The 26,589-nt window shown below is 62.1% G+C and carries 29 protein-coding genes and 1 pseudogene; 18 read left to right on the top strand and 12 right to left on the bottom strand.

The genetic code is table 11. The features are described from left to right. Window positions 1–53 precede the first annotated feature (53 nt). From mhpT to C266_RS18060, 3 genes are all read left to right on the top strand, one after another. A complete protein-coding gene (mhpT, locus tag C266_RS18050) occupies window positions 54–1,301 on the top strand; it encodes a 3-(3-hydroxy-phenyl)propionate transporter MhpT (protein ID WP_010804928.1) in 1,248 nt (415 codons plus the stop codon). A gap of 90 nt (window positions 1,302–1,391) precedes the next feature. Beyond that, complete coding sequence (locus C266_RS18055; protein ID WP_010804927.1) at window positions 1,392–2,249, top strand: alpha/beta fold hydrolase; 858 nt, start codon at window positions 1,392–1,394, stop codon at window positions 2,247–2,249. Window positions 2,250–2,923: 674 nt separating this feature from the next. Then, entirely contained in the window at window positions 2,924–3,472 is a 549-nt protein-coding gene (locus tag C266_RS18060) for a YbhB/YbcL family Raf kinase inhibitor-like protein (RefSeq protein ID WP_010804926.1), read from the top strand. A 371-nt stretch (window positions 3,473–3,843) separates the two neighbouring features. Here C266_RS18060 and C266_RS18065 read toward each other — a convergent pair whose 3' ends face one another. The 3 genes from C266_RS18065 to C266_RS28445 form a co-directional block, all read right to left on the bottom strand. Beyond that, complete coding sequence (locus C266_RS18065; protein ID WP_010804925.1) at window positions 3,844–5,970, bottom strand: TonB-dependent siderophore receptor; 2,127 nt, start codon at window positions 5,968–5,970, stop codon at window positions 3,844–3,846. An 86-nt stretch (window positions 5,971–6,056) separates the two neighbouring features. Then, window positions 6,057–6,776: a hypothetical protein gene (locus C266_RS18070; protein WP_010804924.1), complete on the bottom strand. Its 720-nt coding sequence runs from the start codon at window positions 6,774–6,776 to the stop codon at window positions 6,057–6,059. Window positions 6,777–6,909: 133 nt separating this feature from the next. Further along, a complete protein-coding gene (locus C266_RS28445) occupies window positions 6,910–7,287 on the bottom strand; it encodes a DUF2946 family protein (protein ID WP_010804923.1) in 378 nt (125 codons plus the stop codon). A 285-nt stretch (window positions 7,288–7,572) separates the two neighbouring features. Here C266_RS28445 and C266_RS18080 point away from each other — a divergent pair, with 285 nt between their 5' ends. From C266_RS18080 to C266_RS28450, 3 genes are read left to right on the top strand one after another with little or no spacing between them, the layout of a single operon-like run. Further along, window positions 7,573–7,809, top strand: coding sequence for a FeoA family protein (locus tag C266_RS18080; protein ID WP_036663438.1), 237 nt, complete (start codon window positions 7,573–7,575; stop codon window positions 7,807–7,809). A 5-nt stretch (window positions 7,810–7,814) separates the two neighbouring features. After that, window positions 7,815–9,671 carry a ferrous iron transporter B gene (locus tag C266_RS18085; protein ID WP_010804920.1) on the top strand — a complete coding sequence of 619 codons (1,857 nt, stop codon included), beginning with the start codon at window positions 7,815–7,817 and terminating at the stop codon, window positions 9,669–9,671. 18 nt (window positions 9,672–9,689) lie between these two features. Beyond that, window positions 9,690–9,977 (top strand): DUF6587 family protein, encoded by a 288-nt coding sequence (locus C266_RS28450; protein WP_371257122.1) that lies wholly within the window; start codon window positions 9,690–9,692, stop codon window positions 9,975–9,977. Window positions 9,978–10,051: 74 nt separating this feature from the next. On the opposite strand, the pseudogene C266_RS26970 reads toward C266_RS28450, so the two are convergent. After that, window positions 10,052–10,183: pseudogene (locus tag C266_RS26970) on the bottom strand (AraC family transcriptional regulator); the annotation flags it as partial. A gap of 53 nt (window positions 10,184–10,236) precedes the next feature. Further along, window positions 10,237–10,539, bottom strand: a complete 303-nt coding sequence (locus tag C266_RS18090; protein WP_010804918.1) for a helix-turn-helix domain-containing protein — start codon at window positions 10,537–10,539, stop codon at window positions 10,237–10,239. Between the two features lie 246 nt (window positions 10,540–10,785). Here C266_RS18090 and C266_RS18095 point away from each other — a divergent pair, with 246 nt between their 5' ends. The 5 genes from C266_RS18095 to C266_RS18115 are packed head-to-tail and all read left to right on the top strand — an operon-like array spanning window position 10,786 to window position 14,760. Next, complete coding sequence (locus C266_RS18095) at window positions 10,786–11,292, top strand: Dabb family protein (RefSeq protein ID WP_010804917.1); 507 nt, start codon at window positions 10,786–10,788, stop codon at window positions 11,290–11,292. Between the two features lie 27 nt (window positions 11,293–11,319). Further along, complete coding sequence (locus C266_RS18100) at window positions 11,320–12,309, top strand: ABC transporter substrate-binding protein (protein ID WP_010804916.1); 990 nt, start codon at window positions 11,320–11,322, stop codon at window positions 12,307–12,309. Beyond that, the gene (locus C266_RS18105) at window positions 12,306–13,223 is read left to right on the top strand and encodes an ABC transporter ATP-binding protein (RefSeq protein ID WP_010804915.1); all 918 of its coding nucleotides are present in this window, start codon (window positions 12,306–12,308) and stop codon (window positions 13,221–13,223) included. The genes C266_RS18100 and C266_RS18105 overlap by 4 nt, the downstream gene beginning before the upstream one ends. Next, on the top strand, window positions 13,186–13,998 hold the full coding sequence (locus C266_RS18110) for an ABC transporter permease (RefSeq protein WP_010804914.1): 813 nt from the start codon (window positions 13,186–13,188) through the stop codon (window positions 13,996–13,998). Before C266_RS18105 ends, C266_RS18110 begins: the two co-directional genes overlap by 38 nt. A gap of 15 nt (window positions 13,999–14,013) precedes the next feature. Beyond that, on the top strand, window positions 14,014–14,760 hold the full coding sequence (locus C266_RS18115; protein WP_010804913.1) for an ABC transporter permease: 747 nt from the start codon (window positions 14,014–14,016) through the stop codon (window positions 14,758–14,760). 128 nt (window positions 14,761–14,888) lie between these two features. On the opposite strand, the gene C266_RS18120 is transcribed toward C266_RS18115, so the two are convergent. Then, complete coding sequence (locus tag C266_RS18120; protein ID WP_010804912.1) at window positions 14,889–15,293, bottom strand: RidA family protein; 405 nt, start codon at window positions 15,291–15,293, stop codon at window positions 14,889–14,891. 145 nt (window positions 15,294–15,438) lie between these two features. Between C266_RS18120 and C266_RS18125 the strand changes: the two genes are divergently transcribed. Together C266_RS18125 and C266_RS18130 are read left to right on the top strand one after the other, a co-directional pair. Then, window positions 15,439–16,419, top strand: coding sequence for a LysR family transcriptional regulator (locus C266_RS18125; protein ID WP_010804911.1), 981 nt, complete (start codon window positions 15,439–15,441; stop codon window positions 16,417–16,419). Between the two features lie 230 nt (window positions 16,420–16,649). Then, the gene (locus C266_RS18130; RefSeq protein ID WP_144265863.1) at window positions 16,650–17,213 is read left to right on the top strand and encodes a hypothetical protein; all 564 of its coding nucleotides are present in this window, start codon (window positions 16,650–16,652) and stop codon (window positions 17,211–17,213) included. Window positions 17,214–17,308: 95 nt separating this feature from the next. Here C266_RS18130 and C266_RS18135 read toward each other — a convergent pair whose 3' ends face one another. From C266_RS18135 to C266_RS18160, 6 genes are read right to left on the bottom strand one after another with little or no spacing between them, the layout of a single operon-like run. Then, window positions 17,309–17,722, bottom strand: coding sequence for a RidA family protein (locus C266_RS18135; protein WP_010804909.1), 414 nt, complete (start codon window positions 17,720–17,722; stop codon window positions 17,309–17,311). Window positions 17,723–17,764: 42 nt separating this feature from the next. Continuing rightward, window positions 17,765–18,493: an amino acid ABC transporter ATP-binding protein gene (locus C266_RS18140; RefSeq protein WP_144265892.1), complete on the bottom strand. Its 729-nt coding sequence runs from the start codon at window positions 18,491–18,493 to the stop codon at window positions 17,765–17,767. A gap of 14 nt (window positions 18,494–18,507) precedes the next feature. Next, the gene (locus tag C266_RS18145) at window positions 18,508–19,467 is read right to left on the bottom strand and encodes an agmatinase (protein ID WP_010804907.1); all 960 of its coding nucleotides are present in this window, start codon (window positions 19,465–19,467) and stop codon (window positions 18,508–18,510) included. Between the two features lie 32 nt (window positions 19,468–19,499). Continuing rightward, window positions 19,500–20,162 (bottom strand): amino acid ABC transporter permease, encoded by a 663-nt coding sequence (locus C266_RS18150; RefSeq protein ID WP_010804906.1) that lies wholly within the window; start codon window positions 20,160–20,162, stop codon window positions 19,500–19,502. Further along, complete coding sequence (locus tag C266_RS18155) at window positions 20,152–20,832, bottom strand: amino acid ABC transporter permease (protein WP_036663720.1); 681 nt, start codon at window positions 20,830–20,832, stop codon at window positions 20,152–20,154. The genes C266_RS18150 and C266_RS18155 overlap by 11 nt, the downstream gene beginning before the upstream one ends. A gap of 11 nt (window positions 20,833–20,843) precedes the next feature. Next, window positions 20,844–21,704 (bottom strand): substrate-binding domain-containing protein, encoded by an 861-nt coding sequence (locus tag C266_RS18160; protein WP_010804904.1) that lies wholly within the window; start codon window positions 21,702–21,704, stop codon window positions 20,844–20,846. Window positions 21,705–21,893: 189 nt separating this feature from the next. Here C266_RS18160 and C266_RS18165 point away from each other — a divergent pair, with 189 nt between their 5' ends. From C266_RS18165 to C266_RS18185, 5 genes are all read left to right on the top strand, one after another. Next, entirely contained in the window at window positions 21,894–22,766 is an 873-nt protein-coding gene (locus tag C266_RS18165; RefSeq protein ID WP_010804903.1) for a LysR family transcriptional regulator, read from the top strand. 257 nt (window positions 22,767–23,023) lie between these two features. Further along, entirely contained in the window at window positions 23,024–23,884 is an 861-nt protein-coding gene (locus C266_RS18170; protein WP_010804902.1) for a VOC family protein, read from the top strand. Then, window positions 23,881–24,987, top strand: coding sequence for a M14 family metallopeptidase (locus C266_RS18175; protein WP_010804901.1), 1,107 nt, complete (start codon window positions 23,881–23,883; stop codon window positions 24,985–24,987). Before C266_RS18170 ends, C266_RS18175 begins: the two co-directional genes overlap by 4 nt. Window positions 24,988–25,112: 125 nt before the next feature. After that, entirely contained in the window at window positions 25,113–26,129 is a 1,017-nt protein-coding gene (locus C266_RS18180) for a zinc-binding dehydrogenase (protein ID WP_010804900.1), read from the top strand. After that, window positions 26,126–26,557 (top strand): PaaI family thioesterase, encoded by a 432-nt coding sequence (locus C266_RS18185; protein ID WP_010804899.1) that lies wholly within the window; start codon window positions 26,126–26,128, stop codon window positions 26,555–26,557. Before C266_RS18180 ends, C266_RS18185 begins: the two co-directional genes overlap by 4 nt. The last annotated feature ends 32 nt before the right edge of the window (window positions 26,558–26,589 follow it).

The following is a 26,589-nucleotide window of genomic DNA, read 5'->3' on the forward strand; positions in this document are numbered from 1 at the left end:
TCGACACCATGACCGCCATCAAGAGCGGACTTTGTGAATCAGGAGACTTAGCAATGAACGCATCATCCCAAGGCGTCGCGGCCTCGAAGGGAAGCCTCGCGACGATCGGTTTGTGTCTGGCCATCGCGTTGCTCGAAGGCCTCGATCTGCAATCGGCCGGCGTGGCAGCACCGCGCATCGCAAAGGAGTTCGGTCTGAGCGTGGCGCAGATGGGGTGGGCGTTCAGCGCCGGCGCCATCGGACTGCTGCCGGGCGCGGCGCTAGGCGGACGGCTGGCCGATCGCTGGGGGCGCAAACGCGTGCTGATGTTGTCTGTCGCGTTGTTCGGCATCTTTTCGCTCCTCACGGCACACGTGTGGAATTTCGAATCGCTGCTGACAGCACGCTTTCTCACCGGTCTGGGCCTTGGCGCTGCCATGCCCAACCTCATCGCGCTGTGTGCCGAAGCGGCGCCGCAGGGGCATCGCAACAGCGCCGTGGGCGCGATGTATTGCGGTATGCCGTTCGGTGCGGCACTCGCGGCCGTCATCGGCATCGTCAGCCCGAGCGAGGAGGGATGGCGTCATGTGTTCTACGTCGGCGGCTTCGGTCCGTTGCTGATGGTGCCGCTGCTCGGCCTGTGCCTGCGCGAGTCCGCGCAATTCGTCGAAACGCGACTCACACGGACATCGAGCGCCACACCCGGTGTAACGCACGCGCTGTGGAAGGAAGGCCGCACGCGCAGGACCATCGCGCTGTGGGTCAGCTATCTCGGCACGCTGATCGTGCTGTATTTCCTGATGAACTGGCTGCCGTCGATGGTCGTGGCCAACGGGTTGTCCCGCGAACAGGCGGGCGTGGCGATCATGATGTTCAACATCGGTGGTGGCCTCGGTGCCATCGGCATTTCGAACGTGATGGACCGCTTTTCGCCGCGCCTGACGGTGATCGGCATGTATCTCGGCATTGCGTTGTCGCTGGCTGGCCTGTCGAGCGCCATCGGTGCGTTGACGATGGCTTGCGGTGCGTTCTTCTGCGGCCTGTTTCTCGTGGGCGGACAGTCGGTGCTGTACTCGATGGCGGGACAGGCGTATCCCACAGAAGTTCGCGGAACGGGTGTCGGCGCAGCCGTGGCGATCGGCCGGCTCGGCTCGATTCTCGGGCCGCTGATCGCGGGGCAATTGTTTGCGTTGGGGCAGAGTGCGTCGATGCTCGTGTCGTCGAGCATTCCACTGATCGTGATCGCCGCCATCTCCGCGTTGACCGTCGTGGGCACGTTCGAGCTGCGCATCGCGGCGGGCGCAGTTCAGCCGGGACGTTAAATACGCGTTCCCGAAGTTTGCAATTTACAGGTTTTGAATTCTTGAATTTCTGAGTCTCGGATTCTCAGATTCTGATAAGGAAAGGTCATCATGACGGCAATCACTGAAGCGTCGACGAGCCGCTTCGTTACCATTCGCGACGCGGACACCGTGTTTCGCATTCATTACAACGACACCGGCAGCGGTACGGAGACGGTTGTGATGCTGCACGGCTCGGGGCCCGGCGCCACGGGCTGGGCCAATTTCAACCGCAACGTCGAACCGTTGGTCGACGCCGGTTATCGCGTGCTGCTCGTCGACTGCCCTGGCTGGGGCAAGAGCGATCCCGTGGTCAACAGCGGATCGCGTTCGGAGCTCAACGCCCGTGTGCTTAAGGCCGTGCTCGACGAGTTGGACATCCAGCGAGTGCACATCATCGGCAATTCGATGGGCGGTCACAGCACGGTGGCATTTGCGTTGTCGAACCCGGCGCGCGTCGGCAAGCTGATTCTGATGGGCGGCGGCACTGGCGGTCCGAGCCAGTTCGTGGCAATGCCGACCGAAGGCATCAAGCTGCTCAACGGCTTGTACAAGGAGCCGACCATTGAGAATCTGAAGCGCATGATGAATGTGTTCGTCTTTGATGCCAGCGCGATCACCGACGATCTGATGCAGGCGCGGCTAGACAACATGCTCGCGTCTCGCGAACATCTCGAGAACTTCGTGAAGAGCCTCGCGGCGAACCCGAAGCAGTTCACGGACTACGGCGCACGTCTTGGCGAAATCGCTGCGCCGACGTTGATCGTCTGGGGACGCGAAGACCGCTTCGTTCCGATGGACGTCGGTCTGCGCCTGCTGGCGGGGCTGCCCAACGCCCAGTTGCACGTGTTCAATCGCTGCGGTCACTGGGTGCAGTGGGAGCACGCCGACGCGTTCAATCGCATGGTCCTCGATTTCCTGACGCATTGAAGTTGAGCCGGTCAGCGCGGGCGCCGATGCCCGCTTTTCGTCTCATATAACGCCGTGAAATTTCTGTGCCGCGACGCGCGACGGATCGTTACCGGAGTTCATTGCCAGCGGGGAGGACACTGGCAATGACATCCCCGGTGGGGACGAAAAATTGGCGGTTCTGAAATGGCTCGCGACACCGGCCACGCATCTGTCGAAGATTCATGTGCGGATTGCGTCCAGAGACGACGGTACGTATGCAGGCCATATTCGCACGCTTAAGCCGAAATGGTGACCCTGCCACTCCGCTACCTGCCATTGAACCCGCGACAGCCGATCGGCGGCAATGGGTCGGGGCGGACGCTAGTGATCGACCGCAATCGGCCAGTTTGAGACGTTCGACGGTCGCGGCCAGACTGACAAGAGTCGTGGCATACGCAACCGCGAACCGGTCGATTGGACTGACAGCCGGAAGCACGCCTATTCGCCGACTGGCGGTTCTGACGAAGCGTTCCACTTCGCGCGTTATCTTGAAAATTTCCGATTCCTTTCCGAACGAACCGCTGGCTCGGATGCCAGTACTGGCCATACCAGTATCGGCCGTTGCCTTGTTCGCCGAGGTAAGCGTTGCGACAATCCTGATTCAATTCAAATATCAATGTTGCTCGCTATCCTTATTCTGAAAGGCATCCTCGATGAAAATTGGTAAATTCATCTTCACGTTTTTTGCCGGGCTGTTTGTCGTGAGCAATGCGATAGCAGGCGGTTTTGCAATCCAGAGCGATGACATTGCTGGCGGACACTTTGATAATGCTCAGATATCCGATGGCTTTGGGTGCCACGGCGGGAATATTTCGCCGGCTATCAGTTGGTCCGGTGAGCCGGCAGGAACCCAGAGCTTTCTTGTTACGATGTACGACCCCGATGCGCCTACCGGCTCGGGGTTCTGGCACTGGGTCGTAGCAAATTTGCCTGCGAGTGTCCACACTCTCGACCTTGGTGCCGGGAGCGAGGTCGGCAGACTTCCCAAAGGGGCAATGGCGGTCCGAAACGATACCGGCAAGGCAGCGTACCTGGGCCCCTGTCCTCCTGAAGGCGAGAGTCATCGCTACATCATCACGGTCGCGGCGCTCAAAGTTCCCAGTTTGCCCGTTGATAGCACTGCGACGCCGGCAGTGGTCGGCTTTGTCGCTCACTACCAGGAACTGGCAAAAGCGACAATTACGATCCAATACGCTCGCTAGCTCTCAGTCTGGAATGGCCGCTTCCGAGAGAAGCGAGGGACCGGTTTGGGCTGTGGATTCAACCGGTCGAAAGCTCCGCGGCGTTCACGGCGAACTTTTCGTTCGACATCCAAACTCGCGCATCACCTCCACCACGGAAGCAAGTCGCGCACGTCAACAGTGACGGAGTTCATTGCTCCGTATCACACGAATGCGAGGCAGTCAGGTGCCGTCGCCAGCATCGACCAAGAGGCCTGCGCTGCCGCCAGCCGCCGCTTGGGTACCGGTTCGCCCTCCCATTCGTGGCCTTGCGCATGGTTGTCCGCAAAGCACCCGCCCCGTTTCGCATCGAGTTCGTGTGCGGCGCTCCCCGTGCAGTCGTTGACAGACGGTCAAAACGAAAACGCTGCGGTGACGCTCACCGTCCTCGGCAAAGCCGGGATGACCTGGCCTCCCAGGAAGTAGGTGGAGGGCACGAAGGACTTCTTGTTTGTCAGATTGAAAATGTTCAGCCCGTAGCGCGCCCTTCCAATGGTGTAGGACGCCTGCGCGTCCCACACGGTGGTTGCCGGTGTAAAGAACGTGTTGGTCGAGTTGCCAGGAAGCTCGGAGTTGAACGTCATGCCGAGCCCCAGACCGAGACCAGCGAGCCACCCCGAGCGAAACTCGTAACGCGTTGCCAGTCGCGCCGTTTGCTTCGGCACATTGAACAATTGCTTGTCGACCAGTGCCGCAATGCCATCGTCAACGATCTTCGCGGTTTGCTGGGAATACGCGGCAATCCACGTCCACGACGGCGTGGCTTGCCATCTCACGTCGATATCGATGCCTCGCGAGCGCTGCTTGCCTGCCTGGATGTAATAGCCTGCGTTGGCCGGATCGGCCACGGCAACGTTCTTGCGATTCAGGTCGAAGAGAGCCACTGTTGCGGTAATCCCGGCAAGATCCTTAAGACGCAGCCCAATTTCCTTCTGGTTGTACGCTTCGGGCTTCGGTGGTGACGCGAATAGATAGAACGCCGGCACTCTGATGCCTTCGCCGTAGCCTGCGAACGCCGATATCTTCGGTGTGATTTCGTAGACGGCGCCAACGCGCGGTGAGACCTTCGAATTGCGGCTCACGTTGTAGATCCCGTAAGCATAGTTGTTGTCGGTAATTCTGATGTCGGAATAGCGAACGCTACCCAGGAAGTGCCAGCGGCCTACGTCGATCTGGTCCTGCAGGTAGGCGACCGTCGAGATGTAACGGTTTTGCTGATCCGGTGTTAAAGGCGCAATGGGCTCGGACCAGGCCGGGTATACCGGATTGGTGAAATTTACGTTGTCGATCGACACAGGGCCGAGCCCGTTCGAATACGCCATGAATTCATCGTCGCGCGTGTACTCGTAATCCACCCCGAGATTCAACGTGTGCTTCAACGCGCCTGTCGCGAACTTGCCCGTGAGGCTTGGCGAGAGTGTGGTTGTCTTCAGATTTGCCCACATTCGCACGCCGCACATTGTGTTGTTGTACGGTGTCGCACTTCCGAAGGCGCCACAGCCCATCGGACTTCCCGAGTCCACCAGCCAAGTCCCTCGCTGATCGAGCCGCACTTCGTTATAAGCGCTCAACAGCGAGAAGCTCCAGACATCGGTCAGTCGCTGGGTCCATTGCAAATTGAGCCCCTTCGACATGCTGGTCGTATCCGGCTGCCCGGCGGCCGCAATATTGGTCTGCCTTGGCAGCGTGAAGATCGACGTATTCAGCGTGCCGTTCACCGGCAGCCCGCTATAGTCGAGCGTGCTGACATCGAGATAGCGGGCCCTGAGTACGACTTTGGTGTCGGCGCTCGGCGTCCACGACAGACTCGGGAATAGCGCTCGCTTCCTGAAGAAGACTCGGTCCGTCTCGCTGTCGCTGTTCGACGCCTCCCCCGTAATCCGAAGCGCCCAGACGGAATTCAGTGCCTGATTGATGTCGAAATCGATGGCCTTCTCGCCGTAAGAACCCGCTTTGAAGCCGACCTTTCGCACCGTCTCCAGCGTCGTCGGCTCGAGCGTGGTGATGGCGATGGTTCCTCCAGCGGTGTCGAACGCCCCCACCCCCTGCGCACCGAAGAGCGCGCCCGCCGGGCCTTTGACGACATCGATCCGGTCGACATTGACCAGACTTTCCTGATCCGTGAAATTCCCCTTCATCGCGACACCGTCAACGACCGTTCCCGAATGAAAGCCACGAATATTGAAGACCGTATTGTTGGCGTCGCGCGAGTCGATCGCATTCACGTTGCTGACGTTGCGCAGGGCATCGGAAAGCGTTCTCGCCCCCTGATCTTCGATCATCGTGCGAGGCACGGTCACAATTGACTGCGGAATATTCTCGATCGGCGTATCCGTGCGCGTCGCCGCGTTGCTCGACTCCACGTTGTAGCCATCGTCTCGCGCAGCGCTGACTTCGGTCGGCGCCAGTTGGACAACCTCTTCTGCTGACGCAATCGCAGAACATCCTGCCATCAGGGCGACGGCCAGCGTTGATTGCATCGCGATTCGAAACGCCGATGGATTGCTTCTTGCTCTTTCCACAGTATTCCCCGGTAGTTGACATTGAGCGCCACAACCAATTTCTATTAGGCTGACTTCCTATCTGGCCGCCGCTTGCGTCTCACCGGCTCCCTTGGCGCAGGCCGGTATAGCGCGTCGAACGCGTTGCGCAACCGGTGCATCTGACGTTCGTTTTTTCCGCTGTCGACGATCTCCCGGCAGGACAGAAGAGAAAGATAGGCAGCCACGCGAACGAGTTTTGCGATGTTCGGCAGCAAATGCGCGCCATCGAGCCGATCGGCCTTGATGCGCGCGAGTACCTCCTGGCGCCCGCCGTGACTGACATCGCACAGCCCCGCCTGAAACGACGTGATCGCAGACTTTGCTGCCTTGCCGCCCCACACGCCGCTGTCGCCCAGATCTCGGGAGATGACCGTGAACGCAGGCGGGCGCTGCTCGGCGCGCAGAAATCCGAGAACCTGCGCATCCGTGGCACAGCGCCGATACCACGCGCCCCGAGTGAAGGCGTCGAACTGCTCCTTGTAGATTGAGCATGCCGGGGCATAAGCCGCGTCCGATACCAGAGCCAGCAATCCCGAGAAGTGCTCAAGCGAAAGCCGCTGAAACGTTCCGAAGACACGTTTGCGCGCTGTGGCGCGCAGGTCGATATCCTGCAGCAACCCCTCACGTTGGGCGGTCCAGCGCAGGGCGAGCAACAACTCGTCATGCAGCGGCTGTGGGATCAATAGCTGCGCGCCTGTGGCGTCGGCGCAAGCCGGCGTGGGCCGATGGCTTCGCACGTTCATCGCCATGCTCCGCCGCGCACGCCAGGGTGCATGCGGCGTCGCAAAAGGAAGCCTGTTGTCGAGTTCATGAGCGTTTCGATAAACAACCATGACACCCGGCGCCAAACGCTGGGCCGGGAGTGAAAGCGGTCGATCAATCGAAACGCGGGGGCGCCCTGGGAAGCGGCGATGGCGGAAGGGCTTCGGCCAGTAATGTCGCCGGTGCTACGGAGAGCGAGCGTCGAAGCAAAAACCGCGCGGGTGAAATCGGGTCCGTGGTGCCCGGGACCGGCGAGAGATGGGTGGCAACCCAGCAATATCCGCAAGCCGGCGAAAGCGACCCATGATCTTGCGAACGCCTATGTGCAGGCGAGAGCGAAACGTCCGCAACGCAAATCGCCGACGCCAATGCGTCGTCGAGCACCGTTCGCTGCGCTTGACGCCATTGGCTAATACTTGGCGCAATCAGCACCAAAGCCATGGCGAACAACCCAAGCCAAGCGAGAAGACGGCGATGCCGCGAGCGGAGCATGCGAGACAGAGGAAATTAAGGGATGACCTGCTTACGGCCCGATGCAAATGGCAATTGCGACTGGGAAAACGCAAATTTACGGGCTATCCGGCAATGTTTGCATACTGATAAGTGCGGCATTTGGACGCAGGGTTTGGCACGCGTCAAAGCGTGAACGCCCCGGCGCGATTGAGATCCCGAGGTACCCGAGCCCCAAATCCTCCAGGAATTGCAGGCCCGCCCCCTGGGGAGGTATTCCCCGCCTACGTATAATGAAACTCATTATCGTTACCGTCATTGATCTCCATGCAATTGTCGGAGTTGAAGAAGGGCGGCACCGCGACAGTCGTCGCTGTCGTTGACCGCGCGCCCCCCGATGCTGTCGCTCGTCGTCTGCGCGAATTAGGTTTCGTGGCTGGCGAGCCGGTTCGTGTAGTCGCTCTCGCCCCGTGGGGAGGGAATCCGATGGTCGTGCAGATTGGCGCCACCCGCTTTGCGCTCCGACGCGACGAAGCCGCGCGTGTTCAGGTGCAACAGGGGTGAATCGAATGGCATCCACGTCGATGAGAATTGCGCTGATCGGCAACCCGAACTGCGGCAAAACGGCACTTTTCAATCAATTGACCGGTGCTCGTCAAAAAGTGGCGAACTATGCGGGGGTGACGGTCGAGCGCAAAGAAGGCGCCTTTATCACCCCGGCCGGCAAGACGATCCGTGTGCTTGACCTGCCCGGCACCTATAGCCTTGCCCCAACCAGCCTGGACGAGAAGGTCACGCATGACGTGCTCCATGGCATCTATTCCGGGGAGTTGGCGCCCGAGTTGATTGTCTGTGTGGTGGACGCAACCAATCTGCGTCTGCATTTGCGTTTCGTACTCGAGATTCTTGCGCTGGGACGCCCGACGGTGCTCGCGCTGAACATGATGGATTCGGCTCGCCGCCGGGGCATCGAAGTCGATGTTCCCGCACTGGCGCGCGAGTTGGGCGTACCCGTAGTCGAGACGGTGGCCATCGCGCGCCCGGGCGTGCGAGCGCTGACCGACACGCTTGATGCCATTGCACAGGCCGGCGACAGCTCGGATCATGCCGCCCGCCATATCACGACGCCTGACACACACGATCTGCACGCCGAAGTGCGACGCATCATGGGGATTGCGGTGCGGGTGCCCGACATGACCAACGGGCTCGACGAGCGGCTCGACAGAGTGGCTCTGCATCCAGTGATCGGGACGGTGCTGCTCGCCATCGTGATGTTCCTGATCTTTCAGGCCGTATATTTCATTGGCAAGCCAATGACCGACGCCATCGGTGACGGTTTCGGCTGGCTCGGCGAGCAAGCCGGTATTTATCTGCCCGATGGCCCCCTGCGCAGTCTGGTCGTCGACGGCATCTTCGGCGGTCTGGGCACGGTGCTTGGTTTCCTGCCGGAAATTCTGGTGTTGTTCTTCTTCATCCTCGTGTTGGAAGAGTCCGGCTATTTGCCGCGAGCCGCATTTCTGCTCGACCGAATGATGGTCGAAGTTGGTCTCACCGGGCGCTCCTTCATTCCCCTGCTTTCGAGCTTTGCGTGCGCGATTCCGGGCATTATGGGCACGCGCAGCATCGCCGACCCGCGACAGCGTCTCACCACGATCCTCGTCGCCCCCCTCATGACTTGCTCGGCACGTCTGCCAGTCTATGCGCTGCTTATCGGTGCCTTCATTCCAAGTCGCCCGGTGCTCGGGGTCTTCAAGCTTCCCGGTCTGGTTCTCTTTGCGATGTACATCGCCGGCATTGCGGGGGCGATGGCGGTCGGCTGGGTCTCGAAGCGGCTGCGCGGCGCACGCTCGCAACCGCCGCTGCTTATGGAACTGCCGTCCTACCGCATGCCGAAGGTGCGCAACCTGGCACTCGGCCTCTGGGAGCGGGGCTGGATGTTCGTGCGGCGACTCACGGGCGTCATTCTCGCGCTCACGGTCATCATGTGGTTTATCTCGACATTCCCATCTGCGCCCCCAGGGGCGACCGGCCCCGCGATCGACTATTCGTTCGCTGGTTACATCGGTCGCGCATTGCAAGTGATCTTCGGCACGCTTGGCTTCAACTGGCAAATCAGTATTTCGCTGGTGCCCGCATTTGCCGCACGCGAAACGGCGGTCACCGCGCTTGCGACGGTCTATGCGGTGGCAGGCGGTGCCGACGACACAGCAGGACTGGCAGCGGCGTTGTCGTCGAACTTCTCCGTTGCAACGGCCCTCTCACTGCTGGCATGGTTTGCCTTCGCCCCCCAATGCATGTCGACGCTTGCCGTCATTCGGCGCGAGACGCGCTCCTGGCGCTATGTTCTGATCTCGTTCAGTTACATGTTTGGCTTGGCCTACTTCGTATCTTTCGTGACTTACCGTCTGGCGTCGTGGCTTCTATAGCGCCATGAGATGAATGCAATGTCACACGTCGTTCAAAACGTTGTCATCGGTGCAATCGTCGCGGCGAGCGCGCTCAGCATCGTCAAACACCTGTTACCGAGACAGACGCGCCTGGTCACACAACGATCTTGGGACTGGCTCGCGCGGCGAGGCGTCGCACCTGCGCGTCGGATGCGCGACATCGCACCGCGCGCATCCGGTTGTGAAACCGGATGCGGATCGTGCACGTCGTCGCGCTGTGAAAGTCCAGCACGGGAGTCGCCTATCAGCATTCACAGACGAAATGCGAGCAAATCTCCTCGATGAGATCGGAAACGTTGCATCCATGCGTGCCTGAATGAGCGCCGGGAACACACCGAGCCATGGCTCGCCTCGCGGCATCAATGCGACGAAACATAGGTGGCACCGGCAAATGCCTCCGGAATGGCGAAGCTCTCGCGCATGCGCTTCGTCTCGGCACCAGGCGTCGAGACGAAAAGGCGCTTGAACTCTCTGCTGGGCAGCGACGCGCTCAAACTCGTGCGGGAAAAGTGGTCGTTCATGGACGGAGATGTTGCACCGCGACTCAGTCGGACTTCTCGTGATCGGCCGCCTCGAATCCGGTCAAGTCTCGCGCGGCCCACTCCTGGGCCCATCCTTGTAGCGGCTGCAACGCGGTCCTCAGCCGTTTGCCCTCGGCACTCAGGCGATAACCGCCTTCGCCATGCTCGACCAGCCCCGACGCCTTAAGCTCAGTCAGTCGTGTATTGAGCAAGCGCGCATTCGTCTCGCATACGTCTTGCAGCACCCGAAACGTCATCGGCGCACCGCGCAACTCCCACAGGATTCGCAACGCCGTGCGCCGCCCAAGCAAATCCAGCACGACCATGATGGGTCGTCCGGTCTTCGATCCGCGTACGGGCTTTCCGATTTTTGGCGTCGTCATGCTTTACAAAGTAAAGCGCTTTGCCTAAGCTGTCAATCGTTGGCACTCGCCAGTCCCCGTGCCGCTTCGTTCTGAAACAACGAAATTCATGCGCATCACTCATCGACGCCCAACGGCGGCACTTCAGCCGACCATCGACGGCATCCCGTTCGATACCGGGTGCCCTCTTCCCACAAACGAAGTTCGACGATGAACGCCACGCCGCTCACTGCCAGCCAAACCGCCGACAAAACCGCCGCACCGGTCGAATGCGCTTTGCCGCCCGCCAGCGAGCGCCTTGCGTATCGTTGTGCACAAATCGGCGAGCGCGCCTTTACCGCGGGAGACTACGGTGCCACCCCCATACGGCACATTGTGCTGCTGCGTTTTTCGAACGACGTGTCAATCGCTGCGCGGGAGCATATGATTGAGCGCTTTCTTCGCTTGAAGGACGAGTGCCTGCGCGATGGACGACCGTATATTCGCAGCGTCGAGCATGGCCGGCAGGAGAGCGGAGAAGGCAATGGGCTCGGTTTCGAACATGCGTTCCTCATGACGTTCGAATCCGAAGGGGATCGCAACTTCTATGTCGGCGAGCCGATCGTGCGCGACGCCACCTGCTTTGACCCCGTCCATCACGCCTTCAAGGCGGAGATTGGCCCGATGCTTGCGCCGCAGGGCGCACTCGTTTTCGACTTTTTTCCCGGCGTGCGGTGATGCGCCGGCTTGCCCGACCCGGAGTGGATGATGATCAGGCTGTTCCAACTCGCTCACTTGTTCGCACTGGCGAGCGCCCTTTTTCTGTCGACGGCGAGGGTCGCACACGCCGAAGAGATTTCCGTCACCCAATGGGGCAGCAGCCTATACGGACTGCCCTATGCGGTGGCCATGGACAAGGGCCTGTTCAAGAAGGCAGGCGTCGACATCACGGGCATCCTCAGCTCCGGCGGCGGCGGCACCACCGTGCGCAACATCCTGGCGAGCAAGACACCCTACGGTGAAGTTGCCGTCTCTGCTGCGTTGGCGGCCGCACGGCAGGGGCTGGACATCGTCATCGTGAACGTAGGCACGCGCAGCGTTGCCGAAGCGTCGATGGTCACGATGCCCGGCAGCGCCGTGCGCACACTCGACGATCTCGTTGGCAAGAAGGTCGCCATCACCTCGCCGAAGAGCGTGTCGGAAATGCTCTTTCTGATGGTCTTGCGCGAGAAGGGTATCGACGCATCGAAGGTCACGCGCGTGGCCTCCGGCGGCTATGTCAACGGCATGACCATGCTCGAACAAGGCGCGGTCGCCGGTGCGGTCGCCATCGAACCGCTGTCGATTCTGCGCAGGTCGCGATATCACACGCTCTATCGTGCCGGCGACGTACTCAAGCCGATGACCACGTCGGTCGGCATTACCACGCGTGCGTTCGCTCAATCGCATCCCGATACCCTGCGCGCGATCATTGCCGGGCGCCGCGCAGGCGTCGACGCCACCTACGCCGATCCGGCCGGGGCGGCCAAACGGCTTGCCGCACAGTTCAAACTCTCGCCGGAAGTCGCCACGGAAGCGGTCGACAACATGGTGCGCGCCCACATGTGGAGCCCCGGACAATTCGACCGCGCTGAACTGGACCGCGTCGCGAGCGGACTCAAACTGATCGGTGAACTCAAGGACGATGTCGACTGGGCGAAGCTGATCGATTCGCGTTTCCTGCCTGCCGACATTCGTGCGAAGGGTCAGCTATGACCTCCCATTGCCCGAGCCCGCATCTGCACCTGGTCGATGGCACCGAGACACCGCCTGCCGGTCGTGAGCCGCACGTCGTGCTCACAGGCGTGACGAAGGATTTCGACACGCCTGACGAAAAGACGACCGGAAAGACACGATTGCAGGCGCTCGGGCCCGTCGATCTGACGCTGCGCAAGGGTGAATTCTTCTCGGTGGTGGGGCCGTCCGGCTGTGGCAAATCGACGTTGCTCGAGCTGATCGCGGGACTCAGCGCACCGACTGCGGGGAACGTCAGTTTTGAAGGGCGAGCGGTTAGCGGCGTGCCCGAGGGCGTCGGCGTGGTCTTTCAGGAAGACGCCTCGTTCCCGTGGCTCACCGTGCGCGAGAATATCGGCTTCGGTCTTCGGATGGCGGGCGTCGACGGCGCAGAGATCGCACGTCGCGTCGGTTATGCCCTCGGCTTCATGGGGCTGCGCGATTTTGCCAATGCGCATCCGGCACAACTCTCCGGGGGCATGCGCCAGCGCATGTGTATCGCACGCACACTGGTCATTGCGCCGCGTCTGATCCTGCTCGACGAGCCGTTCGGTGCGCTTGACCAGCAAACCCGCCTGCTGATGGGCGACGAGTTGCTGCGGCTTTGGCGAGAAACGTCCGCGACCGTGCTGCTGATTACCCACGCGCTCGACGAGGCGGCCGTACTGTCGGATCGCGTGGGCGTGATGTCGTCGCGTCCGGGCCGCTTCATCGACGTCATCGAGACGGGCTGGGAGCGTGAGCGTAACAGCCAGAGCGTTACCACACCCCGCTTCGGTGAAATCACCGCTCGCCTATGGGAGACATTGCGTGCCGAGTCGCTCAAGGCCATGCAGGCCGACGAGCGGCCCGGCGACCGTGACGACACGCGTTACCCGCGCGCTCGCGGCCGCTGATCGGGTGGTGAAAGACATCGTGATGATTCGCACCGAACGCTATCTGCGCCTGGCCATTGTCGCTGGCCTCGTGCTGCTCGTCGAAGGGCTGTGCCGGGCCGGCACGATTCCCGCTTCGGTCATGATGGCGCCCAGCGCGATGGCCGTCCACGCCATCGAAATCCTGCGGGAAGGGCGCTTCACAAACGATCTCGTCACGAGCTTCTCCAGCATCGTTATCGCCGCTGTGGGCGCCGTGGGACTGGGTTTCGCCGCCGGACTCGCGATACACGCCATGCCAGGGGTGCGCCGGGCGCTGGAGCCGCTCATTGCCAGCTACTACGCCGTGCCGACATTCGCGTTCTACCCCGTCTTCATCGTGTTATTCGGTGTCGGCTCGCTGCCGATCATCGCCATTGCCACCCTGCTTGCGATCGTCTCGATGATCACGGCGACAATGACCGGACTCGATCGGATTCCGCGCGCGTTCTCGAAAACCGCCCGGGTGATGCACCTGGATCGATGGCAAACCGTGTGGCACGTCAAACTGCCTGCCGCCTTGCCGCATCTCTTCAGCGGCGTGCGGCTCGCGGTGTCGCATGCATTCATCGGCGTCATTGCGTCCGAGTTCATTCTGTCTGGCTCAGGGATCGGTTATGCCATCAGCTACGCTTACAACAATTTCGAGAACGCCGACATGTACGCGCTGATGCTCCTGGTGCTGGTCACGGTGACGCTGGTCAACAGCGTGCTGAACCACGTCGATGCGCGCTTCCAGGCGCGCAGTCGCCGCTGACCGGATTCACGTCTCATGGAAACGAAGCAACCCAATCCGCTCGGCACGTTTGCCGTCCTGCTGGTGTTGATCGGGATCTGGCAGGCGGTGCACTTGCTCAACAGCGCCGCGCTCGGGTCGCCCGTGGCAACCGTGCAGGGGCTTTGGCAGATGATGGGCACGGCATCGTTCTGGGTCGACGCCACCGAGACCGGCCAGGCACTCGTCTACTCGCTGGTGATTGCGGTTGCCGGGGGTATTGCGCTGGGACTCGGACTGGGTGCGAATCAGCTCGCGGCGAAGGTTGCCGAGCCGATTCTCGTCAATCTGTATTCGTTGCCTAAGGTGACGCTGTATCCATTGGTCCTGTTGATCTTCGGGTTGGGACTCGCCTCCAAGGTGGCCTTCGGCGTCATGCACGGTTTGATCCCGATTCTGATCTTCACGATGAATGGTGTCCTGCAGATCAAGCCTGTTTATTTCCGTGCGGCGCAAGCGATGCATCTGTCCCGTCGACAGATCGCGTTGCGCGTTGTGCTGCCGGCGGTGCTGCCCGAGGTGCTATCGGGTGTCCGGCTGGGATTCTCGCTATCGCTGCTCGGCGTATTGATCGGCGAGATGTTCGCATCGCAGAAGGGTTTGGGACATCAGCTTTCCAACGCGATGAACCTGGGCAATATCGACACGCTCATGTCCATCGCACTCTTTCTCATGCTCTTCGCGTTGCTTGGCAATGCACTGCTATCGACGTTCAGCCGGCGCTATCGTACCGCTGGAGCATGAAGGGCTGGATGCTTTCCTGAAGCTATCGAAAGCACTCAGCTCACGCGCGAACTCCAGCGGATCATTCACTCGATTTTCCACGCCTATCGATGCGTCAAGCGTGACCCGATAGCCTCATTCAAGCCTCGTCAGCCGGCACTCGCCTCACCCGCCCTTGCGATCACCTTGATCTCGAACTGGAATCCGTAAAGCCACGTGACACCGACCGCCGTCAACGTCGGATGAGGCGCGCCGCCCCAATACTCCGGCACGACCTCCCAGATCCTCTCGAACGTCGCGGCCGGATCGACCATGAAAATGGTGACGTCGATCACGTCGTCGAACGAGCTGCCCGCCGCCGTCAGAATCGCGTTCAGATTGTCGAACGCGCGCCGGACCTGCGCCTTCAGGTCGGACTCAGGCGAACCATCGTCCCGGCTGCCGACTTGCCCGGAAACGAAGAGAAAGCCGTTGGACCGAATCGCCGGCGAATAGCGATTGCGCTCATAGAGCGCCTGACGCCCGGCCGGGAAGACAACATCTCGTTTTTCCATCGCAAAAACCTCTCAGTAAGCCGCCAAGCCGACATGGTGCTGGCGATGGAAACACTCTAAAGACACCTGGATTGCGAATAAACGCTCACATCTACCCTTCACTATTTGTAAAATCCAAACAATCCAAAGCCTATCCGGAGCCCCCATGGACCGTTTCGACGCAATGCAGGCCTTTGCCAGAGTGGTGGAGGCCGGCAGCTTCACCAAGGCGGCCGAGACCCTGCACATGAGCAAGACCACCGTCACGCAACTGGTCCAGCAGTTGGAGGCGAGGCTGCGAGTGAAGCTGCTGAACCGCACCACGCGCAAAGTCAACGTCACGGCCGACGGCGCGGTCTACTACGAGCGCGTCATCCGGTTGCTCGCCGACATGGACGACGCGGAGACCCACTTGCCCGGTGCGTCGGGGCTACCGAAGGGGCGTTTGCGCATAGACGTTCCCAGCCCGCTGGCCCGCATGATTCTGGTGCCCGCGCTACCGGCGTTCCATGCGAAGTATCCGGACATTCAATTCGATATGGGCGTGAGCGATCGCATCGTGGACCTGATCGATGAGAACGTGGACTGTGTCGTGCGCGGGGGCGAGCCAATCGATCAGTCGCTCGCGGCACGACATGTCGGCGACCTGCGGCTTGCGGTTTATGCTGCACCGAGCTACCTGAAACAGGCTGGCACGCCTACGCATCCGAAGGCATTGGAAGACCCGCGGCACCACGTCGTCGGTTTTCGCTGGGCGCGCACCGGCAAGCTCTTCCCGTACACCATGCATCGGGCGGACGAGCGCGTTGACGTGCAGGGCCACTACATCCTGGCGGTGGACGACGGGAACGCCTACCTCGCCGCCGGACTCGCCGGTCTCGGGGCACTCTGGCTACCGGACTACATGGCCAAGCCACACGTGTCGAGTGGCGAACTGGTACCCCTGTTTGAGGACTGGCAACTCCACCCGCTGCCGATGTACGTCGCGTATCCGCCGAACCGATACGTCAGCGCCCGCCTGCGCGTGTTCATCGACTGGGTGGTCGAACTCATGGCACGGCATGCACCGATCGCAGAACGGATCAAGGCTCGCGATGCGAAGGCGACCGATCGCGATAGCGTCGGGACAAACCCGAGGCCGCGCTGAGGACGCGCATGCCAACGTCACGCCGGACGGGCTTAAGCAGGCGCCGCAGTGCTAACCCCGATCGACCTCGGTGCAAATTGGGGTAGCGCGTTGCAAATGACTGACTACACTTCCTAAGTGCAGACGACGCGCTGAAACCGCGAAAGACGGTTCGTTATGCGAAGGTCGTGTGCGAAGGTCAAATGGGGCTGATGACGTAGCGTTTCCATTCCTTCACGGGAGGCATGTCCATGACGTGCCTAGGCAAATGGATGATCGGCGCATGTGTCCTCACGCTGAGCGGCGTGGCGATCGCTGATGGCGCCAATTCGAACTCATCCGAACAGATGATACTGGCCAATATTGGCCCAGCACCGCTCCCCATCAACGTACCGCCCCCCACCCCGCCGGTGTCTGTCGCTGTGGTTCCTGCCGTTCCCGTCACGTTGTATCCGTTCGGCCGCGAAGGTCTTGACACGACCGCCCGGCCCGACGACAACGCGCTTCTCTACACCCGCATCGAAGCGATCAACAGCGCCACGCTGATCGGCGAGAACCAGCATATGGGCTGGGTCGACACGTCGACCGAAAAACCAGCGGTGCAACCTGCGCGAAGCTATCTGACCATCGGTCCATCCGTGACGCCGCGACTGTCTCTCGTGCAATGGGACAACGCCAACGACAAGCTCGGCTCCGATCCCAAACGCGGCCTATCGTTGAAGACCGACAACTGGTCCGTTTCGGCAACCGCCCGCGTACCGCTGCTGGGACAGCACAACATTGGTGCGACCGTGTACGTCAAACGCCGCTTCTGAACCCGCCTCCCGGCTCGGCTCGGGAGAGATGTGTGACCGGCGATAACGTGGCCACCCGGCCACGCATCGTGGTCGCACGGCTTATGCCGAACGGGTTACGCCGCCGGCTTCACCGCCGTGACGTCGATCTCGACGAGCCACTCCGGACGCGCCAGCGCCTGCACCACAATGCCCGTCGACACCGGGAACACCCCCTTGAGCCAGCGGCCCATCACGTTGTAGACGGTCTCGCGATAGCGCGGATCGACGATATACACCGTGACCTTGCAGATGTCCTCGAGTTGGCTGCCGCACTCGTCGAGCAGCATCGCCACATTTGCCATCGCCTTTTCGGTTTGCGCTGCAACATCGCCAATGCCCACGGACTCGCGCGTGTCGAGGTCCTGACCGATCTGTCCGCGCAAATAGATGGTATTGCCGGCGATCACCGCCTGACACAGGTCGTTGTCGAGCTTCTGTTCCGGATAGGTCTCGCGGGTGTTGAACTTTCGGATTCGGGTATGCGTCATGATGTTTCGGTATTAGAGTTGTGATGCGGGCGAAGCGCGCATTCAATGGGTCAGGATCTTCGAAAGAAAGCGTTTGGCGGCGGCACTGGCGGCGTCGTTGAAGAACGCATCGGTCGGACCGTCTTCGACGATGGCGCCGTCCTCCATGAACACCACGCGATGGGCCACGCGTCGCGCGAAACCCATCTCGTGCGTGACCACCATCATGGTCATGCCTTCCCGGGCGAGTTCCACCATCACGTCGAGCACTTCGTTGACCATCTCCGGGTCAAGCGCCGATGTCGGTTCGTCGAACAACATCGCCATCGGGTCCATCGACAATGCGCGGGCGATGGCGACGCGTTGCTGCTGGCCGCCCGAAAGCTGGCCCGGATACTTGTGCGCATGCGCCGACAGGCCGACACGATCGAGCAGCGCTCGCGCCTTGACGCGCGCCGCGTCGGCGTTCCTGCCCAACACGATCTGCTGGGCCAGCGTGAGGTTGCGCGTGATATCCAGATGCGGGAACAACTCGAAATGCTGAAAGACCATGCCGACCTTGCTGCGCAGCTTCGGCAGATTCGTCGTTGTGGCCGTGAGCGACGTCCCTGCCACGATGACGTCGCCCTTCTGAAACGGCTCCAATGCATTAACGGTCTTGATCAGCGTCGACTTGCCCGAGCCGGACGGTCCGCAGACCACCACGATCTCGCCCTTGCCGACATGCGTCGAACACTGCTTGAGCACGTGGTGTGTGCCGTACCACTTATCGACATCGCGGATTTCGATAATGGGTTGTGCGGTGCTCATTTGTCGAAGTACCCCGCACGAATCGACGCGCCGATCAGATTGAGAATGAGACGGCCGGCGGTCACGCACGAGATCAGGTTGGCGTCGTCCTTCTCGGGCTGAATCTCCACGATATCCATACCGACCACGCGCCCCTTGCGCACCAGCCCGTGAATCAGCTTGCGCGCCTGCACGAAGGTCACACCGCCCGGCGCCGGACCCGCCACGGCGGGCATCGTCGACGGATCGAGTCCGTCCGCATCGATAGTGAGGTAGTAGTTGCCGCCATCCGGGATGCGCGCAAGTACGGCGTCCATGCCGATGTCGTGCAGCTCGTACGCCGTCACCAGATCGGCGCCATAGGCACGCGCCGCGACGAGTTCTTCGTAACGGCCGCTGCCCTGCGCGCGCAGGCCGATCTGCACAATGCGATCGACGTGCGCCATCTCCGAGGCGCGGCGAATCGGGCTCGACAGCCCTTCGCGAACGCCGTTCACTTCGTCGCGCCAATCCAGGTGCGCATCGATATGCACGAGCGTAATCGGCCCCTTCTGATCCAGGCCTCGCAACACCGGCGTGGTGATGCCGTGATCGCCGCCAAGCACGATGGGCATTGCGCCACCGGCCACAATGCGCCGTACCGCCGCTTCGGCGCGGGCGTAATGCTCGCCCGGCCGGGTCAGGTCCGGGATGATGTCGCCGCAGTCGACAAAGCGAATATCCGTACGCCCCTGAAGCAGTGGGCCGTCGATGTCGAAGTCGTAATGGTCCGGACGGCGCGCCACGCGGTCCGTGGCCTGACGAATCGCGGACGGCGCGTTCGTCTGGTCGTTGCTGAAGTCCGACGGGGCGTAGGGCGCGCCATAAGGCATGCCCAGCACGGCGATGTCGGCCTTGAGATTGTCGATGTCGAGATCCAGCGCCGAGTACAGCAGGGTCGGATGCCCGATACGCGGTGCAACGGTATAAGTCGTCATGAGAGGGTCCTTTGGTGGGAGTCAGGGGGTCGTCAGGCGTGCCGGGTACGTCGCCCGACAACGGTTTCCAGACGTCGCCCCACGCCGGCCAGCAAAACGCTGCTGACCCAGTAGATCAATGCCGTCGTGCCGAGCACTTCGACGTATGCGAAGGTATTGGCTGTGAGCAGATTGCTCTGATAGGTCATCTCAGGCAGGCTCATCACCGAGAAGATGGCGGAGTCCTTGAACATCATGATCACGAGGCTGGTCGTCGGCGGAATCAGAAAGCCGAACAACTGCGGCGCGACGATGTGACGCTGGGTCTGCCAGTAAGTCATACCGAGCGAGAGTGCGGCGTGCGTCTGCCCGCGCGCCACGCTGCGCAGCGCCGCCCGCAGAATTTCGCAGAAATAACCGCCTGTGTAGAACGCCGTGCAGCCCACCGCGACCGCCATGGCCGACGCACTCACGCCGAGCTTGGGGAGTCCGAAGAACGATAGATAAACGAGGATCAGGTACGGGATGTTGCGCACCAACTCGACGTAACCCAGCGCGATAGGCCGCAAGACCGAGCGCGACTGCGCCGAATAGGCGGCGGCGACACCGATCGCGATACCGAGCGGAATGCCGATCACGCTCACGAGTGCCGTGACACGCAGGCCTTCGAGCAAGACGGGAATCGCTTCCCGGACGATGGAGACATCAATGGCCATGGGGCAGCATCCTCGAGACCCGGCGCTCGCACACACGCGATGCGGCCGAGATGCAGAACAGCAGGACGAAATACACGGCGGCGGTAATGGCGAACACTTGCAACGGCAGGTCGGTCTGCAACGTAGCATTGCGTGCGACGGTCGCCAGCTCCGGTACGGCGATGATCGACATCAGCGACGACGCCTTGAGCAAGATCGTGAACTCGCTGGTGAGCGGCGGAATCGCCCGGTAGATGACCTGCGGCAACAACACGTGCCTCCAGACCTGCGAGGTTCGCATGCCCATCGCGTAAGCCGCCGCCCGTTGTCCGGACGAGATCGTGCCGAGTGCGCCGCGCAGAATCTCGACAATGTAGGCGCTGGTGTTGCACGCAAGCGCCGCGACCCCGGCCGTGATGGGCGAGATCGAAATGTCGAGCAGTGCCGGCACCATGTAGTACGCGATCAGCATGTGAATCAGTGCCGGCGTACCCCGGATCAGGCTCACCCACAACACGACGAGCGCGCGCAACGGCGCAAACGGCGAAATGCGTGCGAGCAGCAGCACGATGCCCAGCGCCAGACCAATGACAAAGGCGCCAGCCGAAGCGGCCAGCGTGATCGCCGTTCCGGACACCACACCTTCGAGAAACGGCGCGATCACGCCGCCCATACCGAGCCAGTCGAACATGGCGCCGGCCGTCAAATGGCGCCTTGCGGGAGATAGTTCTCGCGCGGCGTCTCCATCGGGCCGCCGAACCACTTCTTCTGCAGCGCCGCCAGCTTGCCGCTGGCACGGAATTCATCCAGCGAATCGTTGATGAATTTGCGGATCTCGAGATCGTTGGGATTGGCAACCCACGCCAGCAACTTCGGCTGTCCGATGGTGCTGGCGATGCGGAACACGTTAGGCTGCTTGCGCATCTGAACGGCCGCGATGTTCGACGGCATCAACGCCACATCGATGGTCTTGTTGGCCAGGGCGTTCGAAACGTCGGGATACGCCTGGAACAATCGCGTGCCCGCATAGCCTTTGCCCGTCTTTTCCTTCAATTCCTTCTCGAATTCATCTGCCACCGGCTGCGACGACGAGCCCATCTGCGTGCCGATGGTCTTGCCCGCAATGTCCATGTCCTGCTTGATCGCAACGTCGTCGGCGCGCACCATCAGGACTGAGCGCACGACACCCACCGGCTGGCTGAAGGCGAATCGCTTGGCGCGCTCCGGCGTAATGCCGACGCTCGTCGCAACGAAGTCGAACTTGTGCGACATCAAGCCGGGCAGCAGCCCCTGGAACGGCAGGTTCATCTGCTCGAGCTTCACGCCGAGCTTCGCCGCCATCAATTCCAGCACGTCGTGTCCATACCCGACCACCTGACCGTTTTCCACGAACTCGAACGGCTCGTAGGCCGCTTCCGTACCGACCGTCAGCTTGCCCCGCTTCTTGATGTCGGCGAGGGTACCGCCTTCGGCGTAGGCGAGCGTCGGCAGTGCCGGAAGCGCCAATGCGGCGCCGGATGCAAGCGTCGCCTTCACAAAGGATCGTCTGGACCAGGTCTTCATAGCTTGCCTCTCGCGTCGTGTGGGTGTCGAATGGGTCTGGTGCATCGGTGTGATGCGCCTGTGCAACCCAATGTATGCGGGCAAAAAGATCATGAAAAATGATTTTTTTATTGGTATGGTTTCAAAAAACGAAACCTTTTGAGACGAGCCATCCGCAACGGTTTGGGCGGTTCGTGTGGGAGTTAACCCTTGGCGAATCGTGACTTCAGCGAACGCGACCTGCGCTCGTTACGCATCTTCTGCGCGGTGGCGCAGGCCAGCGGCTTTGCGGCGGCAGAGAAGCAGTTGAACATGTCGAAGGCCTCAATCAGCCGGCACATCCGGGAGGTCGAGGAGACGTTGGGCACACGCCTTTGCGAACGCGGGCCGTCCGGATTCGTGCTGACACATGCGGGCAAGGTCGCGCTGGAGCTGGCGCGCGACGCACTGAAATCTCTGGAGCGAATTCGTCCCGAAATCGACGCGGTGCGAGGGGTACTGTCGGGCACACTGTCCATCGGTATGGTGGAGAACATCGTGTCCGACGTGGGCTGCCATATTCCCGAGGCGCTGGCAGCGCTCAAGGCGCGGGCCCCCGACGTGAAGGTCGAGCTGACCGTCATGACGTTCAACGAACTCGACCTCGCCTTGCGCGAGCGCCGGGTACAGATCGCGATTCGCGGCATGTACCGGCGCGAAGCCGGGTTTCACTACCAGCCGCTGTTCATCGAGCGTCATCAGTTGTACGTCGCGCGGCATCGGATCAAGGATGCGTCGACGTTACCGCTCGTGTATCGCACCCAGCCGTTCGTCCATGAAGCGCTGCACTCGCTGGGGTTGACGCGCGGGCCAACGGCGTCGGGACTGGAAGCGGTGGCCATGCTGGTGCTGTCCGGGCATTACGTCGGCCTGCTGCCGCAGTACTACGCGGCGTCGTTTCCGAAGCGCTACGCGCTCGCCCGGGTGCCGTCAGGCCCCGAGTATGAGAACTCGATCAGCGCCATCACCGAAGCCTCGCGCCCGAGAACGCGTGCGCTTGAGTTGTTTCTCGATCTACTCGCCCAGTTTCATACGAAGGTCTGACGGCCCCATCTGGCACGCGCCGGGCCTCGTGAGGACCTCACGACCACAAGGCCCCGCACTAAGCAAAGCAAAATCCATCGTTTGGGCCGACACCCCCAAGGCTTCTAGAATGGACGCGTCGTTCTTTCTCTGTTGGGAGCTGTCGTGTCTAGTCGTTCTGCCTCAGGCGCGCTAATCGCCGCCATTGTCGCCACCGCCGCCTTCCCCTGCCCTGCCTCCATCGCGCTGCCCCGTCGTCGGCGCACGGGAGGTCGGGCATGAGCCAGCTTCCCGCACCGGTGCTCGATCACGTTGTCATCAACGTCAAAGGCGAACTCGACACCTCGGTGGACATCTACCGCCGTCTGGGCTTCGCCCTGACCGAGCGAGGCCACCATTCGCTCGGCACCAGCAATCATCTGGCGATCTTCGGGGAAAACTACCTCGAACTCCTCGGCTACGAGGCGGGCAAGTCGACGGCACGCCCAGACGTCACCCAAGCCCCTCTAGGTCTAACCGGGCTTGTGTTCAAGACGCAAGACTCGCACGGGCTGTTCGCCGGATTGCAGGCGCGCGGCGTCGGCGTAGAAACGCCCGCCGAATTCTTCCGCCCGGTGCGGTTGCCGGACGGCACCACGCAAGACGCCCGATTCCGGACGGTGCGTCTGGCCAGCGAACTCGTTCGCAACGGCCGCACCTTCTTCTGCCATCACTTCACCCCCGAGCACGTCTGGCGCGACGAATGGCGCGACCATCCGAACGGCGTGACCGACATCGCCGGCTTCGTGATCGCATCGCCGAACCCGGCGGTCACCGCCGCGCTTTACGACCGTGTCTTCGGCCCCGGCGTACTCTCGGCCACCGGTACGCTGGGCTATTCGTTCACGGCCGGCCGCGCACGTGTGCACTTCGTTACGCCCGCCGAGGCCGAGCAACGCTTCGGTAAGGTCGAGACGACCGACGACGGCAGCGAGCGCAACGTCGCCCTTATCCTGCGCACCCGTTCCCTCGCCCAGACCCAAGCCACGCTGCGAGAAAACGGCGTGCCGTGGACCACACTTCAGGACGGCGCCATCCTCGTGGCCGCTGCGGACGGCTTTCACGTGGCGCTCCAATTTATCGAAGGGGATGACGCATGAGCGGACAACCGACCTGGTGGCAGGCGTTCGGCGTCGACTATGCTGATGCCCGCCAGCGCTTTCGTGCCGCTGCCGACCACGCAGGGGCCAGCCTGAGCACTTATGTTCACCCCGCCGCCAAAGCCCCTGACGGCAGCGAACTGAGTATCGACGTCGCCCGGCTCGGTCCGGCTCACGCACCGCATCAACTGCTCGCCATCAGCGGCACGCACGGCCTCGAAGGCGGGGCTGGTTCTGCCGTGCAGACTGCATGGCTGGCACACGCCGCCAAGACCTTGCCCGCCGATGTCGCCGTGACCTTCGTGCATGCGCTCAATCCCTACGGTTTCGCGCACGCCACGCGCACCACCGAGCACAACGTCGATCTGAACCGCAACTTCATCGACCACGACCGGGCGCATCCGGCCAACGTTCACTACGCGTCGCTGCACGATCATCTGATCCCGGCCGAATGGACGACCGACGGTCTTGCCCAAAGCGCACTCGCCATCGACGCGTTCCGCAGCGAACACGGACCGGATGCGCTGTTCAATACGTTGGCAAGCGGCCAGTACACGCACGCCGATGGCCTCATCTACGGTGGACGCGCACGCGAATGGTCGAACGTCACGTTGCAGACCATCGTCGAGCGCGACCTGTCGCAAGCACAGCGTATCGGCCTGATCGACTGGCATACGGGCATCGGCGAGTACGGCGAACCGTTCTTCCTGTGTTTCAACGCCGAGGCCAGCTACGCGCAGCGCGAAGCCGCACGCTGGTGGGGCGCGCAGCGGGTGCTCGATCAACGGCCGCACGGCCTGCGCCGTCCCGACTACCAGGGGCTGGTGTTCCGCGGCGTCGAGCAGTTCGCGCAGGGGCGGCCGGTCATCGGCGCCGTGGTGGAATTCGGCACGCGGGGGCCGAACGCCAGCATTGCGAACCGTCTCGACCAATGGCTGCGCTCGCGCGCCAAGGCGCATCCCGACGCCGTGCGTGACCGCCAGTTGCGCGCCGACGTGCTCGATGCCTTCGTGCCCATCTCGTCCGTCTGGCGCAACAGCGTGCTCACGCACGGCTTGCAGATCACGGCGCAAGCATTGCAAGGACTTGCCACGGCGGCATGAGCCGCATGAACGGCGTTAGCAGCGTTAGCGGCTAGCCGCACAACGCCCCAACCCACCCGTTTTTCAACTTGGATCGGCGACTGCCCGAGGGCGTCGCTCACCCTGAATTCGACTCTCGACTCAACATGAAAGCCATCGTATTGCGTGAACACGGCGACAACGACCGTCTGAAACTGGAAACCGACTTTCCCGATCCCGTTGCGGGCGAAGGCGAAGTGGTGCTGCGCGTGCGCGCGTCCTCGCTGAACTATCACGACGTGTTTACCCGCCGCGGCATGCCCGGCATCAAGCTGCCGTTCCCGGTCATCATCGGGCTGGACGTCGCGGGTGAAATCGCGAGCATCGGTCCCGGCGTGCAGGGCTGGTCGGTCGGCGATCGGGTGTTGGTCGATCCGATCAATCGTGTGACGGGCGGCCTCGTTGGCGAGACGACCCACGGCGGTCTGGCCGAACGGTGCCGCGTGCCCGAGCATCAACTCGTTCGTTTGCCCGACGGCGTATCGTTCGACGACGCCGCCGCGCTGCCTGTCGCCTACGGCACGGCGCTGCGCATGATGCATCGCATCGGTCAGGTCAAAGCCGGCGAGCGCGTGCTGATTCTCGGCGCGAGCGGCGGTGTGGGCGTATGCGCGGTGCAGCTCGCGAAGCTCGCAGGTGCCGAAGTCATCGCCTGTGCCGGGTCGCGCGAGAAGGGCGAACGCCTGCGCGAACTGGGCGCCGACGACATCATCTACTACACCGAGGAAGACTTCGTCGAGGTGGTGCGGGCGCGCTACGGCAAAGCGGCGCGCCGACGCGGGGCAGCAGTCAATGGCGGCGTCGACGTCGTTGTGAACTTCACCGGCGGCGACACCTGGACACGCTCGCTGCGCACGCTGCGTCAGGGCGGCCGCGTGCTGACCTGCGGCGCCACGGCGGGCTTCGATCCGAAGGAAGACCTGCGCTTCATCTGGACGTTCGAGTTGCAGATTCGCGGCTCGAACGGCTGGGAACGCGAAGACCTCCACGAACTGCTCGAACTGGTCGCCAGCGGCAAGCTGCGCGTGCTGATCGACAAGAAGTGGCCGCTGGAAGCCGGTGCGCAAGCCCTCGCCTCGCTGGAAAACCGCCAGATCGTCGGCAAGGTACTGGTGGGCGCATGAGCACGGCGACGACGACCCTGTCCGTCGAACAGGTACAGCAAGCCTTCGACAACTCGACCTTCATCGCCTGGCTCGGCATGCGCGTCACGGCGCTCGATCACGACGCCCAGACCATCGACGTCCATATCCCGTTTCAGGCCGCGTTCGAGCGCGGCGCCGGCACGCGTCAATGGCACGGTGGACCGCTCGCGGCCGTCATCGACACGGTCGGCGACTTCGCCGTGGGCATGCTCGTCGGACGCGGTCTGCCGACGGTCAATTTCCGCGTCGACTACCTGCGCCCGGCCATCGACACCGATCTGCGCGCCGTGGCCCGAGTGCGCCGTCTCGGCAAGAGCATCGGTGTAGCTGACGTCGACCTGTTCAACGCACAGGGCGCGCTGGTCGCCATCGGCCGCGCGAGCTACGCCACGTTGCCGCCCGCCTGAGACACGCGCGCGCGGCAACGATCACCGCTTTG

Origin of the sequence: Pandoraea sp. SD6-2, assembly GCF_000389825.1 — a bacterium.
GTDB classification, from domain to species: domain Bacteria; phylum Pseudomonadota; class Gammaproteobacteria; order Burkholderiales; family Burkholderiaceae; genus Pandoraea; species Pandoraea communis.